Raw genomic sequence first — 15,970 nt, forward strand, 5'->3', positions numbered from 1 at the left:
ATTGCAAGGTGATATCCCAATGCGCACACATCGCGGGTTCCTGGCATCGGCGTTCGTCATCTTCTGCAGCTATGCGTGCGGGGGCGTTCCATCCGATCCGCCCGTTGGTCAGGGCGGCGCCGGGGGGCTCGGCGGTCAAGGTGGCGCGGGCGGCGTTGGCGGCGTTGGCGGTACAGGGGGCGTCGGTGGCACGGGCGGGAGCGGCGGCGCGGGCGGCGTCGGCAGCACGGGCGGGAGCGGCGCAGGCGGCGCAAGCGGCACGGGCGGGAGCGGCGGCCAGGATGGCGCAGGCGGAGCGGGTGGGGGCACGCCTCAGGCTGCGGAGACGATCGATTTTGATGTCGTCAGGTTCTATGCGACCGGCTCGAGCTACGGTGGCACCCCATTCTCGCTCGCGGACCTCAATGGCGATGGACTTGTCGACGGCGCGCTGGCGCTGCGCAGCGCGAACAGAGTCGCGGTGCTCCTCGCCGATGGTAAGGGTGGGTTTCTTCCTCGGACAGAGCACGTCGTGAATGGCGCGCATGACGTCGCCGTGGGCGACGTGAACGGCGACATGAACCAGGATCTGGTCGTCACGCTCCTGAGCGCCGACGCTGGCGTCCGCGTCCTGCTCGGCAACGGCGACGGCACGTTCCAGGCCCCGATTTCGAGCCCGGGAGCGGACTACGTCTCGCCCGTCCTCGCCGACGTGAACGGCGATGGGAAGCTCGACATGGTGGCGAGCCGCAATGGCAATAACATCGCGATCCTGGCAGGGGACGGCGCGGGCGCGTTCACGGCGTCGAGCACCCTCACCGGGACCACGAATTGCCGCTTCATCACGCTGGCCGACCTCGATAGCGACGGCTTGCGCGACATCGTCGGTTATGACACGGAGATCTCCTCGCCAGTCGTCAGCGTGCGCTTCGGTCAGGCCGGCGGCGCGTTCGGCCCCGTGACGAAGACCACGATCTCCGCGCAAGACGGCGTGCCGGTCGGCAGCGCGGCCGATCTGGCGGTCGGCGACCTCGACGCCGACGGCAACCCCGATATCGCTGCCGTGGATACGAAGGGAATGACCCTCTTGATGGGTAGCCCGTCGGGCGCGCTCTCGGCGACCAGGCGCGTCCCGGCCGGCCTCGCGCCGAGCGGCGTCGTCCTCGGCGACTGGGACAGCGACGGAGAACAAGACATCGCGGTGGAGAGCATGGACGACTCGCTCCTCAGCGTTTTCCGGGGTGATGGGCTCGGGGGGCTCGAGCCGCGGGTGACCTATTTCACTGGACACCGTGGCTCACGCGTCCGGTCGGGAGATCTCGACGGGGACGGCAACGCGGATCTCGTCATGTCGATGACCGGCCTCATGGTCGCGCGAGGTCGCGGAGACGGGACGTTCCACGCAGCTCCGGCGCTGCTCGGAGGCAAAGGGGCGAGCGGCGCGGCGCTCGGCGATTGGAATGAAGACGGCAGGGCCGACGTGGTCGTCGCGTATGCCGGTGGCCAGTCGCTCTCGTTATTTCTCGGGAAAGGGAGCGGCGCATTCGATATTCCCGTGACCACGCCTGCCGGCGGCGTGGATCCGGAGCAGGTCGTCGCGTGGGACGTGAACGGCGACGGGCACCTCGATGTCGTGTTCGGCACCGACGCGGCGGGAAAGGTCGGTGTGCTCCTCGGTGACGGCGCAGGCTCGTTCGGCCCCGTGACGCTCCACGAGGGCGGGAGGCGGATCGCGCTCACCGACATGAATGGAGACGGCGCCGCCGATATCGCGGCGACCACCTTCGACGACGTGCGCGTGCTCCTCAATGACAAGGCTGGCGGGTTCCTGCCGCCGATCGCGTATCCCGCGGGGATGAACGTCCTGGATGTGGCGGCTCGCGATTTCAACAGCGATGGGAAGGCGGATCTGGCGACGGCGAACTACGACAGCGATGACCTCCGGCTCCTCATCGGCAACGGAGACGGCACGTTCGAGGCGGCCACGAGCCTCCCGGTGGGCAGCTCCGCGTGGACCGTCGCGCCCGCCGATTTCACGGGCGACGGCGTGCTCGATATGGCTTTCGCGACGGTGGGTAGCGCGAGCGTCGTCGGCGTCCTACCCGGCCAACCACGGGGAATGTTCGGCGCGCCCATCACCATGCCGGTCTACCTCCCCCTCGAGTCAGCGCTCAGCACGGCGGATTTCGACTCCGATACGCGGCCCGATATCTTCCTTGCGCTCGGCGGCGGTGGGACGGTGGGTGTGTTTCGCGGCAAGGGCGACGGCACGTTCGACGCCGCGCTCATGTACCAAAGCGTCTTCACCAGGGCGCTCGCGATCGGAGACGTGAACGCCGACCAGAGGCCGGACGTGCTCGTCGTCTCCACCCCGGTCCAGCAGGACGGGAGCGTGAACGTCTTCGTCAACATCTCTCATTAGGGCCATCACCGAGCGTCGAGGTCCTCGTGGCGCGGGGAGGGCGCATCCGCTCTTCCACCTGGCACGCGGCACGCGGCGAGCCGGCCGAGTCCGGCGTGTTCGTGGCCGAGCCCAGGGATCCCGAGGAGGACGGCTGGTTCTCGCTGGTAGCGCGAAGGGGCCCTGTGCCATGACGGCCGCGGCACACTCCGCGACGCGGATGTCGCGGCTGCGGCCCTTCGAGCGCCGCCTCCGGCAGCGACCAGCGCGGCCGCCGGCCTGGCATCACGCTTGCTCGACTCCGGCCACGTCGGGGAGGGAAACCCAATCGATGCAACCTTGGACCTCGGCGCCAGTATCGGCGTTGCTTTCGGCGGTCGCGTTGACCGCATGTGGCGATTCCTCGGCCGTGAACGCCGCCGGCGCGGGGGGAGCGCCGGGGGCTGACGCGGAGTATCTCACGGAGCTCGTCACGCGCGACGACTACACTTCCCTGGCGGGCGAGGGCGCGGAGGTGAAGTACCTGACTATCGTCGACGGCCGCGAGCCTCCGGCGGTGTTCGCCGGCGCAGCGTGCCTGTTTCAGAATACCGACGACTACCCGTACCATTTGCAGTTCCTTCGCACCTTCCCGGAGTACGCGGCGCTCGCGGCGGAGCGTTATGCGGACATGGTGCTGCGCCGCGCCAGCCGCGTGATGTGGGGCGGCGGCCTGAAGCTCTACCCGGCCACGCCCCATCCTCTGACCGGAGCGGCGGGCGTGCTGGCGTACACGGTCTACAGCGAAGCCGCGCCCGATGAGCTCCTGACGGTCGACGACATCGTGCAAGCCGACCGGCGGCTCAAGGGGTGTAGCCCGTTCGCCGAGCGCTTCCTGGTGTTCTCACCGGATGGATCTGCCCAGACCGCGGCGGTGCAAGCCATCGCCGACGAGCTCGTGGCAGCAGGCGTCGCGCTGGTCGACCCGGATGCGCTGTTGAGCGGGCTGTCCGCCGAGACGTACAGCGAGGGCGAGGCGTACGGTTACCTGAAGATCGTGGATGGCGCCGCCGCAGGCAGCGCCGGACCGCGCGACGTGCTGGTGATCGACGCGGCGCCGAGCGATCTGGGGCTGGTCGCCGGCCTCGTCACGCGGCAGCCGCAGAGCCTGGCCAGCCACGTGAACCTGCGCTTGCGCGAGAAGGGGATCCCGAGCGCCGCGGTGCCGGGCGTGTTCGACAACAGCGTGCTCCGCGCGCTCGCTCATGGCCTCGTCCGCCTCACGGCCCGGGGAGCCCACGTGGAGATCGAGCCCGCGCGCCTGGAGGACGCCGAGGCGTTCTGGAGCGCCCGTCGGCCGCCGCTCGGCGATCCAGCCGCGGACCTGGAGGTCGCCACGCCGGCAGCCCTGGCCTCGCTCGGCTCGGCGGATGTCGCGGCGTTCGGCACCAAGGCCGCGAACCTCGGAGAGCTGTCCCGGATCCTGCCCGAGCAGAACCGCGTGGACGGCTTTGCGATTCCGTTCCGCGCCTATGCAGATTTCATGGAGCGGCGCGGGTTCAACGCCGAAGTCGCGGCGCTGCTGGCCGATCCCCGGGTGTTCACGGACGCCGATACCAAGCAGCGCCGCCTGTCGGAGCTCCGGGGCCGCATGCGCGCCGCCGAGCACGTGCCCGAGTTCGGCGAGGCGCTCGAAGCGGCTGTTCGCCAGGCCTATGGCGCCGCGGGGCTGGTCACCCGGCTGCGTTTTCGCAGCAGCACCAACGCCGAGGACCTGCCGGGTCTGTCGGGAGCAGGTCTGTACGACTCCCGGAGCGGCTGCCTGGCCGACGACCTCGACTCGGACACGCTGGGACCGTCGGCCTGCTTGAGCCCGGAGCACGAGGCCTACCTGCGCGCCGAGCTCGAGCGGCGAGAGCTCGAGCTCGCCGAGCACCCCGACCGGAGCCATCTGCCGCCGCTCATCGAGGATCTGGAGCAGGACTTGACCGAAGAGAAGAGCGCCCTGCTCGCGGTGCGCCGGGTCTGGGCCAGCTTGTGGAACGAACGCGCGTTCGACGATCGCGCGTACTATGGCATCGATCACACCAAGGTGTTCATGGGCGTAGCGGTCCACCCCACGTTCGTCGGTGAGCGCCTGGAAGCCGTCGCGCTCACGGGGCTCGAACCCGACGCGCCGGAGCCTCTGTATCGTGTGGTCAGCCAGGTGGGAGAGGTCGGCGTCGCCGAGCCGCTGGATCCCACCGCCAGCCCTGAGATCCTGACGTTCCGGCGCGCTGCCGGCGGGTCGCCGAGCGAGGTCACGCTCGTGTCACCGTCCTCGCTGGCGGCGGGCGGCGCTCGGCTCTGGTCCGATACCGCGTTGGACGAGCTGGCGGGGCTGTTGTTCGTGGTGCAGGACCATTTCGCGGCCAGCGTGTATCCGAGCCTCGCCCCGCTGTCGCTCGACGTGGAAGTGGACGTCACGATGGACGGGCGCACCGTGATCAAGCAAGCCAGACCCTACACGCCATGATGGAGCCAGACATGACCTTGAAAACGATCCTGTACGGCCTCGGGTTCTCGCTGGCGTGCGCCGGCTGTCCCAGCTCCGAGCCGGGGGACGGAGCGGGCGCGGGCGGAGCCGGCGGAGCACCGCCGGGCGCGAGCGACGCGCTGTGCGGCGAACGTCCCGGCGGCCGCCTCGGAGCGACCCACGTGCTGCGCTTCGAGGCCTCTGACGGGCGCGCGGTGGTCCAGCTCAGGCGGACATGGGAAGACTTCGGTGTCGGCGAATCCTCCTTGTATCGATTGGACGGTTTCAGCGTATCGCTCGACGGAACGACGGCGTGTGTGACCGAACCGAGCCGCCTCGAGTACGTCAACAGCCATCATAACTGGACGGACGTCGCGCGAGCCGATGCGGGCACGGCTCGCTACGAGCTCAAGTTCGATTTCGACGCTCCGTTCACGTTCAGCGCCTTCGCCGCCGACGGCTCCGTGCTCGTCGACGCCGTCCCGATGATCTCGACCGGCAGCCCGGCGTTCTGTTGGGGGTGTCCTGTGCCCTTGGCCGTGTCGATCTCGGAGATCATGCTCAACAACACGAGCACGCTGGCGGATGAGTCCGGCGAGTACGAGCCGTGGATCGAGCTGTTCAATCCCTCGGCGGAGGACGTCGATCTGACGGGCTGGACGCTGTCCGACGACTTCGCCGAGCGCGGCAAGTGGCCGCTGCCCGCCGTCACCCTTCCGCGTCACGAGGTGCTCGTCCTGTTTGCCGACGGCGACACGGACCAGGGCGAGCTCCACACGAGCTTTGCGCTCGATCCGAGCGGCGGCGAGCTCGTGCTGACGGCACCCGGCGGGGTGAGCGATGGCGGCCTCGTGCTCGAAGCTCAGGCACCCGGCGTGAGCCTGGCCTACCAATGGGCCGCGAACGGCTACGTCGTCGGACAGCCGACCCCCGGCGTGAAGCCGCCGGAGGAATGATCGCGCCTTCACGCCGGACCGTGCTGGCCCTGCGCGCGCGGCCGCGCGCTCGCTCCAGGGACCCTGCCCGCCGACCGAGCTGGGGCATGGCTCGGCGTCAGCGAGGCGAAGATCGCAGGAGGAGCAGGCGGCCGTCCGTCTTCCCAGCTCCGCCAGCGTCGTCGAACTCGGTGAGGAGCAGCGTCTCTCCGTATCGCATTGCAGCGTGCGGCGACCTCACGCCCTCCGGGGCGGCGAGGATCGCGCGGATCGTCAGGTTCTCCGGGTCGAGCAGCCACGTGCGACCCGACTGGCCCACGGCGATGACCTCGTCTCCCGTCTGCTGGAGCACGGCGACGGGCTCGCCGAGCGCGACCTCGTGCGTGGCTCTGCCGCTCGCTGGATCCACACGGACGACCCCGGAGCGCACATCCGTGAACACCGCGCCCGGGCCGGCGGCGATGCGCCGGTGGGAGTCTCCGATGTGGAGATCGTCGCGCGGCTGCAGCGACGTCTGGTCGACGACGCTCACGTCTCCATGGCCGTGCGCCACCCAGATCCGACCGTGCCCGACGGCGAGCGCGAACGCGTCCCGGCCGAGCGCGGGCGAGCGGCGTTGAGCTCCCGTGGCCGGATCGATCCGCACGACCGAGGAGTCCGTCGAGCTCCCCTTGCTCCAGAGCAGCACCCAGAGCGCGTCGTCCGCAACCACCATGTCCTGGGGGGAGTCGGGCAAGCGCGCCAGCGCGCGGGCACGCGCCGTCTGCCCGTCGATCGCCCAGACCGCCTGATCGGTGTGGCTCAGCGTGTAGACCACCCCCGCGGGGGACGCGACCACCTGGACCGGGAGCCGGCCAACCGCCACGTGCGCCGTCACCTCTCCTCGCTTCAGGTCGACGCGCGCGACGCGCCGGTTCCCGCTCTCCGCGACCCACGCCGTGTCGCCGACCACCGCGACCCCTTCAGGCCACTTGCCGATCGGGATCGCCTTGTCGACGGTGAGCTGCGCCGCGACGTGCGCCGTTGCGCGCGGCGGCTCCTCCGGGGCGGCGGCGGGCGCGCCCTGCGCCGCAGAAGCCGCCGGCGCGATCGCCGGCGGCGCCGGCGGCTGGGCTTCCTGGGATGCAGCGGCCGCCGGCGGAGGCGCCGTCACGGGCGCCGCGCCCGAGCAGCCCGCCAGCGTCACGGTCATGATGGCGAGGGCCCCTGGCCATCGGTGGAATGGGCGGCGAGCCGCGCGTGTACGCTCCATGGACTGGCGGCTGTTCTCTACGACCGCGCGCTGTTCTTGAGCTCTGCGCGCGCGGCGCTGACCACGGACATGAACTCACGCGCGCGCTCCGTGAGGACCTGGTCCTTGCCCGCCGCGAGCGCCGCGGCGTCCACGAGCTCGCCGCCGACCCCGAGCGCCACGGCGCCGGCCTCGATGAAATCCCTGGCTGTCGTCAGGTTGACCCCGCCGGTCGGCATCATCTTCACCTCCGGGAGCGGCGCGCGCAGGGCGCGCAGGTACTTCGCACCCCCCATCGCGGAGCACGGGAACACCTTCACCGTGTCGGCGCCGGCGTTCCACGCGTTGATCACCTCGGTCGGCGTGAGCGCCCCCGGGAAGACCGCCCTCCCGAGATCGTGCGCCGCGCGGATGACCTCCAGGTCGAGCCCCGGGCTCACGATGAACTCGGCGCCTGCCTCGATGCACGCGCGGGCCGCGTCCGCGGTGAGCACGGTGCCCGCGCCGACGAGGACGTGGTCCCCCATCCGCGAGGCGATCTCGCGCATGACGGACAGGGCGCCGGGGACGGTCATCGTGATCTCGACGACCTCGATGCCGCCCGCGCAGAGCGCGCGAGCGGCCCGCACGGCGAGCTCTCCGCTCGGCGCGCGCACGACGGGGACGACGCCGATCTCCTCGATGCGGCGGACGACTTGCTCCCTGTTCATCGCTCGATCCTCGCGCCGGCTCCGCTCATCGCCTTCCGCACCTCGTCGAGCGACGCCATCGAGGTGTCCCCCGGGGTCGACATCGCCAGCGCGCCATGCGCGACGCCGCACTCGAGCGCCCACTGCGGGCTCTGCTCGGCCAGGAGGCCATAGATGATCCCCGAAGCGAACGAGTCGCCGCCACCCACGCGGTCCAGGATCTCGATGTCTCGCTGCGGGACCTCGTGGAACTCGCCCTTGTAGTACAGGATGCCACCCCAGCCGTTCACGCTGGCGGTCCTGGCCGTCCGGAGGCTCGTGGCGACGACCGAGATGTTGGGGTACGCCGCGACGACCTCGGAGATCATCCGGCGGAAGCCGCTCGTGTCGAGCTGGCTGTAGCTGCTGTCCACGCCGGACACCTCGAAGCCGAGGCCGGCTACGAAGTCCTCCTCGTTGCCGAACACGCAGTCGACGTACGGCATGAGGGCGCGATTGACCTCGCGCGCCCGCCGCTGGCCGCCGAAGTTCTTCCACAGCGAGGGCCGGTAGTTGAGGTCGTAGGAGATCCGCACGTCATGCGCGCGCGCGACCTCCATGGCCTCGTGCGCCACGCCGGCCGTGGTCTCCGATAGCGCGCAGAAGATGCCGCCGGTGTGGAACCAGCGCGCGCCGCGCTCGCCGAAGACGGTCTTCCACGGCACGTCGCCGGGCCTGAGCTTGGACGTCGCGCTGTGGCCGCGGTCCGAGCAGCCGGCGGCCGCGCGGGGCCCGAAGCCGCGCTCGGTGAAGTTGAGGCCGTTGCGCACGTCCCGGCCCACGCCGTCGTAGTCGACCCAGCGCAGGAAGGACGTGTCGACCCCGCCCTGGAGCATCAGGTCCTCGATGAGGCGCCCGACGGCGTTGTCCGCGAGCGCCGTGACGATGGCGGTGCGGAGACCGAAGCAGCGCCGGAGCCCACGCGCCACGTTGTACTCGCCCCCGCCCTCCCAGACGTCGAACGCCCGCGCCGTGTGGACGCGGCGCTCACCCGGGTCGAGGCGCAGCATCACCTCGCCGAGGCTCACCTGGTCCCACTGGCAACCCTTTGCACTGCGAATCTGCATCTTCTTCTCCTCGACGGCTCATCCAGGCGCCGTCGATGGATAAGTTGTTGAACTGGTGGGGCTGTTCGGCAAGGCTCTCAACACAGCCTCCGATGCCCCGCGCCGTGCGCGTGGGAAGCGAGCCGGCAGCGTGCGGCGCCGGGCTGCGACTATGTTGGAAAACTTGTCGAACAGTTCTCCAGCGTCGCTTCTCCAGGGTTGGTGATCGATCCCGAGCCCAGGGATGAAGGGCCGCCGCGCATGGGCCTGCTCAGAGGAGCGAAAGGAAACCCCGAGGCAAATTGTGAACGTTCACATACCGGGTGTCAACCAAAATGGATCGGCGCGACGCCATGCTCGATCGCGATGGGGGCGCAGCGGCGGCCGGCCGCGGCGCCCATGACCCAGGTCGAGGAGATGGCGGGTCGCCGCCGCGCCGTCGTGTTGGTCGACGGCGACCACCGGGACCGAATCGTCCAGCCCGCCCGCGACAGCGGTGATCCCAGATGCTCCTTATAGGGATAGGCCCTTGACCAGGGGCAAGCGGATTGGAAATTGGAATCTACATCGAACATCACCGCGGCCCGGTGTCTGCCTCTCTTGCCGCGGCGCTCCGGAGGAGGCTTGCCCGCCACCCGAGTCCGAGCTCGGCCTCAGCAACGGATTGGTGTTGACATCGTTCATGTGAACGTTCACATTAAAGGCCTCCTTATTCCGCTTTGCCATGAGGGGGTCGTCATGCGCAGCGACACCTTCGCTATCGGGATCGCGTTCGGCACCGACTCGAAAAAGACTCCACCATGAAAATACTCACGAGTATTCCGACGACTTTCGCCAAGCTGTGCCTGATGATGACGCTCTCGCCGCTCGCGGCGTGTGCGTCGTCTTCCGCGACCACCGCGACGCCACCCGAGACGGCGGGCGACACGAGCAAAGCGGCGGCACCGCTGGCCGTGCCGGCGGAGCAGCGGCGGCCGATCCTCGACACGCACATCCATCTCTACCAGGTCACGCGTCCGGGCGGCGTCGTTTGGCCGGAAGCCAAGCAGAAGCCGATCTACCGCGACGTGTTGCCCCCGGAGTATGAAGCGGTCGCCAAGCAGAATGGCATCATCGGCACCGGCATCGTCGAAGCCAGCCCCGCCGTCGACGACAACTTCAAGGTCCTCGAGATGACGAAGGGCAACGACTTCTTCAAGTTCCTCGTCGCGCAGCTCGAGATTGGCTCGCCGAGCTTCAGCGCCGATCTGGCGCGCCTCGCCGCGGACCCGCGCGTGGTCGGCATTCGCGGCTTCCTCTGGAGCCCGAAGCTGACGCTCGACGCCAAGCAGCTCGCCTCGCTGGAGGAGCTCGCGGCCAAGGGCATGACGCTCGACATCATCAGCCGCGGCGCCCTCAACCCGAAGGACAAGGTCGAGGCGCTCGCGACCGCGGTGCCCAAGCTCCGTATCATCATCGACCACCTGGCGGGCGCGAAAGGGCCGACGCCGGATCCGGCCTGGGTCGATGCGATGCAGCGGCTGGCCAGGCACCCGAACATCTACATCAAGTTCTCGTCGTTCTTCGACATGTACAACCCGGCCGCCACCGAGGACGACCCCTGGAAGGCGCCGACCGATCTGGCGGCATACAAGGCGCACTTCGATGTGCTGATGAAGGCCTTCGGCGAAGACCGGCTGATCTGGGGCAGCAACTGGCCCGTCGTCGACATGGGCGGCAGCCTCGCTTCGGAGATCGAGGTCGCCGAGCTCTACCTCAAGGAGTTTGGTCAGGAAGCACGTGACAAGGTCATGTACAAGAATGCGCAGAAATTCTACGCGCGTCACCCCTGAACAGCGGCGTCCCGAGCGCCACGGCGAAGGCGGCGCCCGCCGCCCCGCTCACGGATCGTGAAGCAACGCCACGTCGCTTCGGCTTCGGCCCTTCGACATGGCGCTCTGTCCCTTGGCAGAACGAAGCGGCCCCGGCTGCGGAGCGCGCCGTGAAAGCCGCGAGTGAACGAAGTCGCTCAGTGAGGCAATGACAGCATGAAAGCCCTGACGATCACGGGTCCGTCGGTTGCACAGGTGAGCCAGATCCGCGAGCCCAAACCCGCGCACGATGAGGTGTTGATCCGCGTGCAGCGGGTCGGTTTGTGCGGCTCCGACTTGAACACGTTCTTGGGCAAGAACCCGATGGTGACGTACCCTCGGGTGCTGGGGCACGAGGTGGCCGGCACCATCGTGGAGCTCGGCTCGGGCGTCGAGGCGGACTGGCGCGTCGGTGCCGACGTCACGTTCACGCCGTACACGGCGTGCGGCGGGTGTCCCTCGTGCCGCGCGGGAAGGCGCAACGCCTGCCGCGACAACAAGACCATGGGCGTACAGCGCGACGGCGCGCTGACCGAGCTCGTGGCCGTGCCGTACCAGAAGCTCTTCACGTCACGGAAGTTGAGCCTCACGGAGCTCGCGCTCGTCGAGCCGTTCTCGGTGGGCTTTCACGCGGCGGCGCGAGGGCGCGTCGAGGCCGAGGAGACGGTGCTGGTGATGGGCTGCGGCGGCGTGGGGCTCGGGGCCATCGCCGGCGCGGTGAGCCGCGGCGCGCGCGTGATCGCTCTCGACACGCAGGAGGAAAAGTTCGCGCTCGCCAGGGCGCTCGGCGCGCGGGAGGCGGTGCTCGGGGACGCCGATGCACGCCAGCGCGTGATGGACCTGACGAACGGCGACGGGCCGGATGTCGTGATCGAAGCCGTGGGCGCGACCGCGACGTACCGCAACGCGGTGGAGTGGGTGAAGTTCTGCGGCCGAGTCGTGTACATCGGCTACGGCAAAGAGCCGGTGAGCTACGAGACAAGGCTGTTCGTGATGAAGGAGCTCGACATCCTCGGCGCGCGCAACTGCCTGCACGAGTTCTCGGACGTGATCGCCTTCTTCGAGCGACGCACGTTCGACCCGAACATCCTGATCTCGAAATCGATCCCCATCGAAGGCGTTCCCGAGGCGCTCGCCGACTGGGCTGCCCACCCCGGTCGAACGTCCAAGATCATGGTGGGCATGTCGTGAGCGCACACGAGCCTCGCGTGGGTACGCGCCCGCTGAGCCACCGGAGCACTGACATGGGCAATCCGATTCTTCAGTTCGGCACGAGCCGGTTCCTGCAGGCTCACGCGGACCTTTTCATCTCGGAGGCGCTCCTCGCCGGCCGCGCGCTCGGGACGATCACCGTGGTGCAGACCACGTCGAACCCCGAGAGCCGCGCGCGCATCGACGCGCTGCGCGCGCAGGGGCGTTACCCCGTGCGGATCCGCGGGCTGCGCCGCGAAGGGGTCGTCGACACGACGACCGAATGCGGCTCGATCACGGAGGCGCTCGACGCGAACACCGATTGGCCGCTCGTGCGCGAGCGCTTCGCGAAGGATGCGCGCGTCGTGATCTCGAACACGAGCGACAGCGGATACGTCTGCTCGCCCGAGGACACGGCGAGTTTGCTGGCGCCCGGCGCGGGCGTGCCGCGCGGGTTCGCCGCGAAGCTCGTCGTCCTGCTGCGCGCGCGCTTCGAGGCGGGCGCCGCGCCGCTCACGCTGCTGCCTTGCGAGCTCGTCTCGAACAACGGTGACACGCTGCGTGCGCTCGTCGCCGGCGTCGCGCGCCAGTGGGGCGCCGACGCCGCCTTCCTGAGCTACATCGAGCACACGTGCATCTGGGTGAATTCGCTCGTCGACCGGATCGTCTCCGAGCCGATCCGCCCCGTCGGCGCGATCGCCGAGCCCTACGCGCTCTGGGCGATCGAGCGGCGCGAGGGAATGGTGCTGCCGTGCCAGCATGAAGCGATGATCGTGACGGACGACCTGCTCCATTACGAACGCTTGAAGCTGCTGTTGCTGAACCTCGGGCACACCTACCTCGCCGAGCGCTGGCAGCAGGGCGGGCGCCCTGCGGACGAGAACACGCTGCGCGCGATGCGCAATCCGGCCTTGCGCGCCGATCTCGAGGCGCTCTGGCGCGACGAGGTGGTGCCCGTCTTCGATGCGCTCAACAAGGGGGCTGCCGCGCGCGCCTACCTCGACGAGGTGCGCCAGCGCTTCCAGAACCCATTCCTCGATCACCGGCTCTCCGACATCGCGCGCAACCATGGCGAGAAGAAGCGACGCCGCTTCGGGCCCGTGGTCGAGCTCGCGCGCGAGCTCGGCCTGAACCTCGATCAGCCCCGGCTGCGCGCGGCGCTCCGCACGGCCGTGCCCGCATGAGCATGTGCGGCTGCCCAAAGGAGGCATGCAGATGAGAAAGATGCGTTGGGTCGTGCTTTTTCTGTGCTTTCTCGCCGTCGCCATCAACTACATCGATCGCGCCAATCTGGCCGTCGCGGCGCCCCAGATCGAGAAGGAGCTCGGCATCGGCCCCGCCCAGATGGGGTTCATCATGAGCGGCTTCTTCTGGACCTACGCGCTCATGCAGATGCCGTTCGGCTGGTTCGTCGATCGCGTGGGGGCGCGCATCGCGCTGCCGATCGCCGTCGGCTGGTGGTCGCTCTTCACCGCGGCGACCGCCGGCGCGTCGAGCGTCGCGGCCATGTTCGGCTACCGGTTGCTGCTCGGCGTGGGCGAAGCCGGCGCCTACCCGGCCTGCGCCAAGCTCGTGAGCCAGTGGTTCAAGCCGCGCGAGCGCGCGCTCGCGACGGGCATCTTCGACAGCGGTGCGCGCGTCGGCTCGGCGCTGTCGATTCCCCTCGTCGCGCTCATCATCGACACGCTCGGATGGAAGGCGGCCTTCATCATCACGGGCCTGTTCGGCGCGGTGTGGATCCTCGGCTGGGTCGTCATCTACCGCAGCCCCGCACACGGCGACATGACGGGCGAGAAGGACGTCGTGCACGCAGCGCCCGCAGAGGACGCGCAGAACAGCGTGACGTGGGCGTCGCTCTTCCGCCATCGCACGCTCTGGGGCATGATGCTCGGCTTCTTCTGCCTCAACTTCACCAACTACTTCTTCATCACGTGGTTCCCGAGCTACCTCGTGCAAACGCGCGGCTTCTCGCTCAAGTCGCTCGGCACGCTCGGCATGATCCCCGCGCTGATGGCGATCCCGGGCGGCTGGATCGGCGGCTTCGTCTCCGACACGCTCTATCGCCGTGGCTGGAGCCTCACCGCCGCACGCAAGACCTGCATGGTCGGCGGCATGCTGGTGTCGTCGGCGATCACGTTGTCGGCGTTGACCTCCAACATCTATCTGATGCTCGCCTTCTTCGGCATCTCCTACGCGAGCCTCGCGTTCGCCGGCGCCAGCATCTGGTCCCTTCCCGGCGACGTCGCGCCCACGCCGCGCCATGTGGCTTCGATCAGCGGCATCCAGAACTTTGCGTCGAACCTGGCCGGCATCGTCATCACGACGTTCACCGGCGTGATGCTCTCCCTGACCAAGGGATCATTCACGATCCCGCTCGTCGTGGCGGGCGGCTTCTGCCTGCTCGGCGCGTTCAGCTACCTCGTCATCGTCGGCAAGATCGAGCCGCTCCAGGTCGGGTCGGCACCGAGCGCAGCGAGGTACCGCAGCCTGGATATCGACCGAGATAGTTCGCCTACCAGCGCAGGGTGAGATCGTCCATCCGGCTCGGTCACCGGAGGCGGCCAGGCGGGCCGTTCGACGTGCGGCGGAACGAGGCCGAGCCTTGGCCTCCGACAGGCGCTTTCGGCTCAGAGGGTGACGCCCCGCTTCCAGAGTGCGATCTCGCGCTCGCCGTTCTCCTCGGCGCGGGTTGGACGGCCCGAGGCGGTGGCCAGCACCAGGTCCATCAGGGCGTCGGCGGCCGTGTCCATGGATTCGCCCGAAGCGATGCGGCCGGCGTCGAAGTCGATCCAGCGCTGCTTGCGCTGGGCCAGGCTGGAGTTGGTGGCGAGCTTGAGGGTCGGCGCGGGGAAGCCGAGGGGCGTGCCCCGGCCGGTGGTGAAGAGGATGACCGTCGCGCCGGCGGCCGTGAGCGCTGTGGACGAGACCGCGTCGTTGCCGGGGGCCTCCAGCAGCGCCACGCCCGGCGTGCCGCGGATCTGCCCGCCGTAGTGGACCACCTCGGTCACCGGGGCGCGGCCGGCCTTCTGCACCGCGCCAAGGGACTTCTCCTCCAGCGTCGTGATGCCGCCGGCGATGTTGCCGGGCGAGGGGTTCTCCGACACCGGCTCGCCGTGGGTGATGAAGTAACCCTTGAAGTCGTTGACCACGCCGACGATGCCCTCGTAGACCGCCTCGCTCTCGGCGCGGGTCATGAGCAGGCGCTCGGCGCCGAAGATCTCCGGGATCTCGGTCAGGATGGCCGAGCCACCGGCGGCGCAGACCTTGTCGGCGATGCGGCCCACCAGCGGGTTGGCGGTCAGCCCCGAGAAGCCGTCCGAGCCGCCGCACTTGAGGCCGATCACCAGGTCGGAGACGGGGCAGGGCTCGCGGCGGTCCTGCTCGACGATCCTCACCAGCTCCTCGACGGCCTCGAGGCCCGCCTCGATCTCGTCCTCGGCCGTCTGGGCGGTGAAGGACCGCAGGCGATCGGGATCGATGTGCGCGGCGCTCTCGAGGAGCGGGCCGAGCTGGTTGTTCTCGCAGCCCAGGCCGATGATCAATACTCCGCCCGCGTTCGGGTGGCCGGCCAGGGCAACGGTCATCCGGCGGGTGGCCTCGAGGTCGCCCCCCAGCTGGGAGCAGCCGAAGGGGTGGGTGAGGGCATAGACCCCGTCCACCCGGCCCTTGAAGCGTTTGTCCGCCTCGGCGGCCACCTTCTGGGCGGTGCGCGAGACGCAGCCCACCGTCGAGAGGATCCAGATCTCGTTGCGGGTGCCCACCCGCCCGTTCTTCCGCCGGTAGCCCATGAAGGTGCGGTCTTCGGTGGCGGGGAGGGGCTCAGGGTTCGTGGGCTCGTAGGCGTAGGTGTCGAGGCCGGAGAGCGCGGTGGCCAGGTTGTGCGTGTGCACGTGATCGCCCGGCTGGATCTCCACTGTCGCCCGCCCGATTGGCCAGCCGTACTTCCGCACCAGCTCGCCAGCGGCCATCGCGCGCAGCGCCACCTTGTGCCCGGCCGGGATGTCGGCGCGGGCGGTGATCGCGTGGGCCACCGAATCGCCGGCGGCCAGGCCGCGCACGGCGACGGCCACATCATCTCGAGGATCGATCTGCAACAGGGATGCTGCCAAGCTCAT

The 15,970-nt window shown here is 69.3% G+C and carries 11 protein-coding genes; 7 read left to right on the top strand and 4 right to left on the bottom strand.

Going from position 1 to position 15,970, the window contains the following annotated elements; all coding sequences use genetic code 11:
• Positions 1-19 precede the first annotated feature (19 nt).
• From WMF11_RS07085 to WMF11_RS07095, 3 genes are all read left to right on the top strand, one after another.
• Positions 20-2,401 carry an FG-GAP repeat domain-containing protein gene (locus WMF11_RS07085; protein ID WP_437976897.1) on the top strand — a complete coding sequence of 794 codons (2,382 nt, stop codon included), beginning with the start codon at positions 20-22 and terminating at the stop codon, positions 2,399-2,401.
• Positions 2,402-2,789: 388 nt separating this feature from the next.
• Entirely contained in the window at positions 2,790-4,874 is a 2,085-nt protein-coding gene (locus WMF11_RS07090) for a PEP/pyruvate-binding domain-containing protein (RefSeq protein WP_437976898.1), read from the top strand.
• 11 nt (positions 4,875-4,885) lie between these two features.
• Entirely contained in the window at positions 4,886-5,830 is a 945-nt protein-coding gene (locus WMF11_RS07095) for a lamin tail domain-containing protein (protein ID WP_437976899.1), read from the top strand.
• A 97-nt stretch (positions 5,831-5,927) separates the two neighbouring features.
• Here WMF11_RS07095 and WMF11_RS07100 read toward each other — a convergent pair whose 3' ends face one another.
• The 3 genes from WMF11_RS07100 to WMF11_RS07110 form a co-directional block, all read right to left on the bottom strand.
• Entirely contained in the window at positions 5,928-7,001 is a 1,074-nt protein-coding gene (locus tag WMF11_RS07100) for a hypothetical protein (RefSeq protein WP_437976900.1), read from the bottom strand.
• A 77-nt stretch (positions 7,002-7,078) separates the two neighbouring features.
• Positions 7,079-7,750 (bottom strand): bifunctional 4-hydroxy-2-oxoglutarate aldolase/2-dehydro-3-deoxy-phosphogluconate aldolase, encoded by a 672-nt coding sequence (locus WMF11_RS07105; protein WP_437976901.1) that lies wholly within the window; start codon positions 7,748-7,750, stop codon positions 7,079-7,081.
• Complete coding sequence (locus tag WMF11_RS07110) at positions 7,747-8,835, bottom strand: PfkB family carbohydrate kinase (RefSeq protein ID WP_437976902.1); 1,089 nt, start codon at positions 8,833-8,835, stop codon at positions 7,747-7,749. Before WMF11_RS07110 ends, WMF11_RS07105 begins: the two co-directional genes overlap by 4 nt.
• A 779-nt stretch (positions 8,836-9,614) precedes the next feature.
• Between WMF11_RS07110 and WMF11_RS07115 the strand changes: the two genes are divergently transcribed.
• From WMF11_RS07115 to WMF11_RS07130, 4 genes are all read left to right on the top strand, one after another.
• On the top strand, positions 9,615-10,646 hold the full coding sequence (locus tag WMF11_RS07115; protein WP_437907680.1) for an amidohydrolase family protein: 1,032 nt from the start codon (positions 9,615-9,617) through the stop codon (positions 10,644-10,646).
• A gap of 195 nt (positions 10,647-10,841) precedes the next feature.
• Positions 10,842-11,855 (top strand): zinc-binding alcohol dehydrogenase family protein, encoded by a 1,014-nt coding sequence (locus WMF11_RS07120; protein WP_437907681.1) that lies wholly within the window; start codon positions 10,842-10,844, stop codon positions 11,853-11,855.
• Positions 11,856-11,908: 53 nt separating this feature from the next.
• The gene (locus WMF11_RS07125; RefSeq protein WP_437976903.1) at positions 11,909-13,039 is read left to right on the top strand and encodes a mannitol dehydrogenase family protein; all 1,131 of its coding nucleotides are present in this window, start codon (positions 11,909-11,911) and stop codon (positions 13,037-13,039) included.
• A 31-nt stretch (positions 13,040-13,070) separates the two neighbouring features.
• Positions 13,071-14,384: an MFS transporter gene (locus WMF11_RS07130; protein ID WP_437907683.1), complete on the top strand. Its 1,314-nt coding sequence runs from the start codon at positions 13,071-13,073 to the stop codon at positions 14,382-14,384.
• A 98-nt stretch (positions 14,385-14,482) separates the two neighbouring features.
• Here the strand turns inward: WMF11_RS07130 and WMF11_RS07135 are convergent, their stop codons facing one another.
• Positions 14,483-15,970 (bottom strand): UxaA family hydrolase, encoded by a 1,488-nt coding sequence (locus tag WMF11_RS07135; RefSeq protein WP_437979285.1) that lies wholly within the window; start codon positions 15,968-15,970, stop codon positions 14,483-14,485.

It is taken from the genome of Sorangium sp. So ce295, assembly GCF_051527405.1.
In the GTDB taxonomy this organism is placed as follows: Bacteria; Myxococcota_A; Polyangia; order Polyangiales; family Polyangiaceae; genus Sorangium; species Sorangium cellulosum_B.

Coding starts and splice junctions, on each gene's coding strand:
- WMF11_RS07085 (WP_437976897.1), top strand. CDS start 20: ATGCGCACACATCGCGGGTTCCTGGCATCGGCGTTCGTCATCTTCTGC.
- WMF11_RS07095 (WP_437976899.1), top strand. CDS start 4,886: ATGACCTTGAAAACGATCCTGTACGGCCTCGGGTTCTCGCTGGCGTGC.
- WMF11_RS07100 (WP_437976900.1), bottom strand. CDS start 7,001: ATGACCGTGACGCTGGCGGGCTGCTCGGGCGCGGCGCCCGTGACGGCG.
- WMF11_RS07105 (WP_437976901.1), bottom strand. CDS start 7,750: ATGAACAGGGAGCAAGTCGTCCGCCGCATCGAGGAGATCGGCGTCGTC.
- WMF11_RS07110 (WP_437976902.1), bottom strand. CDS start 8,835: ATGCAGATTCGCAGTGCAAAGGGTTGCCAGTGGGACCAGGTGAGCCTC.
- WMF11_RS07115 (WP_437907680.1), top strand. CDS start 9,615: ATGAAAATACTCACGAGTATTCCGACGACTTTCGCCAAGCTGTGCCTG.
- WMF11_RS07120 (WP_437907681.1), top strand. CDS start 10,842: ATGAAAGCCCTGACGATCACGGGTCCGTCGGTTGCACAGGTGAGCCAG.
- WMF11_RS07125 (WP_437976903.1), top strand. CDS start 11,909: ATGGGCAATCCGATTCTTCAGTTCGGCACGAGCCGGTTCCTGCAGGCT.
- WMF11_RS07130 (WP_437907683.1), top strand. CDS start 13,071: ATGAGAAAGATGCGTTGGGTCGTGCTTTTTCTGTGCTTTCTCGCCGTC.
- WMF11_RS07135 (WP_437979285.1), bottom strand. CDS start 15,970: ATGAGCTTGGCAGCATCCCTGTTGCAGATCGATCCTCGAGATGATGTG.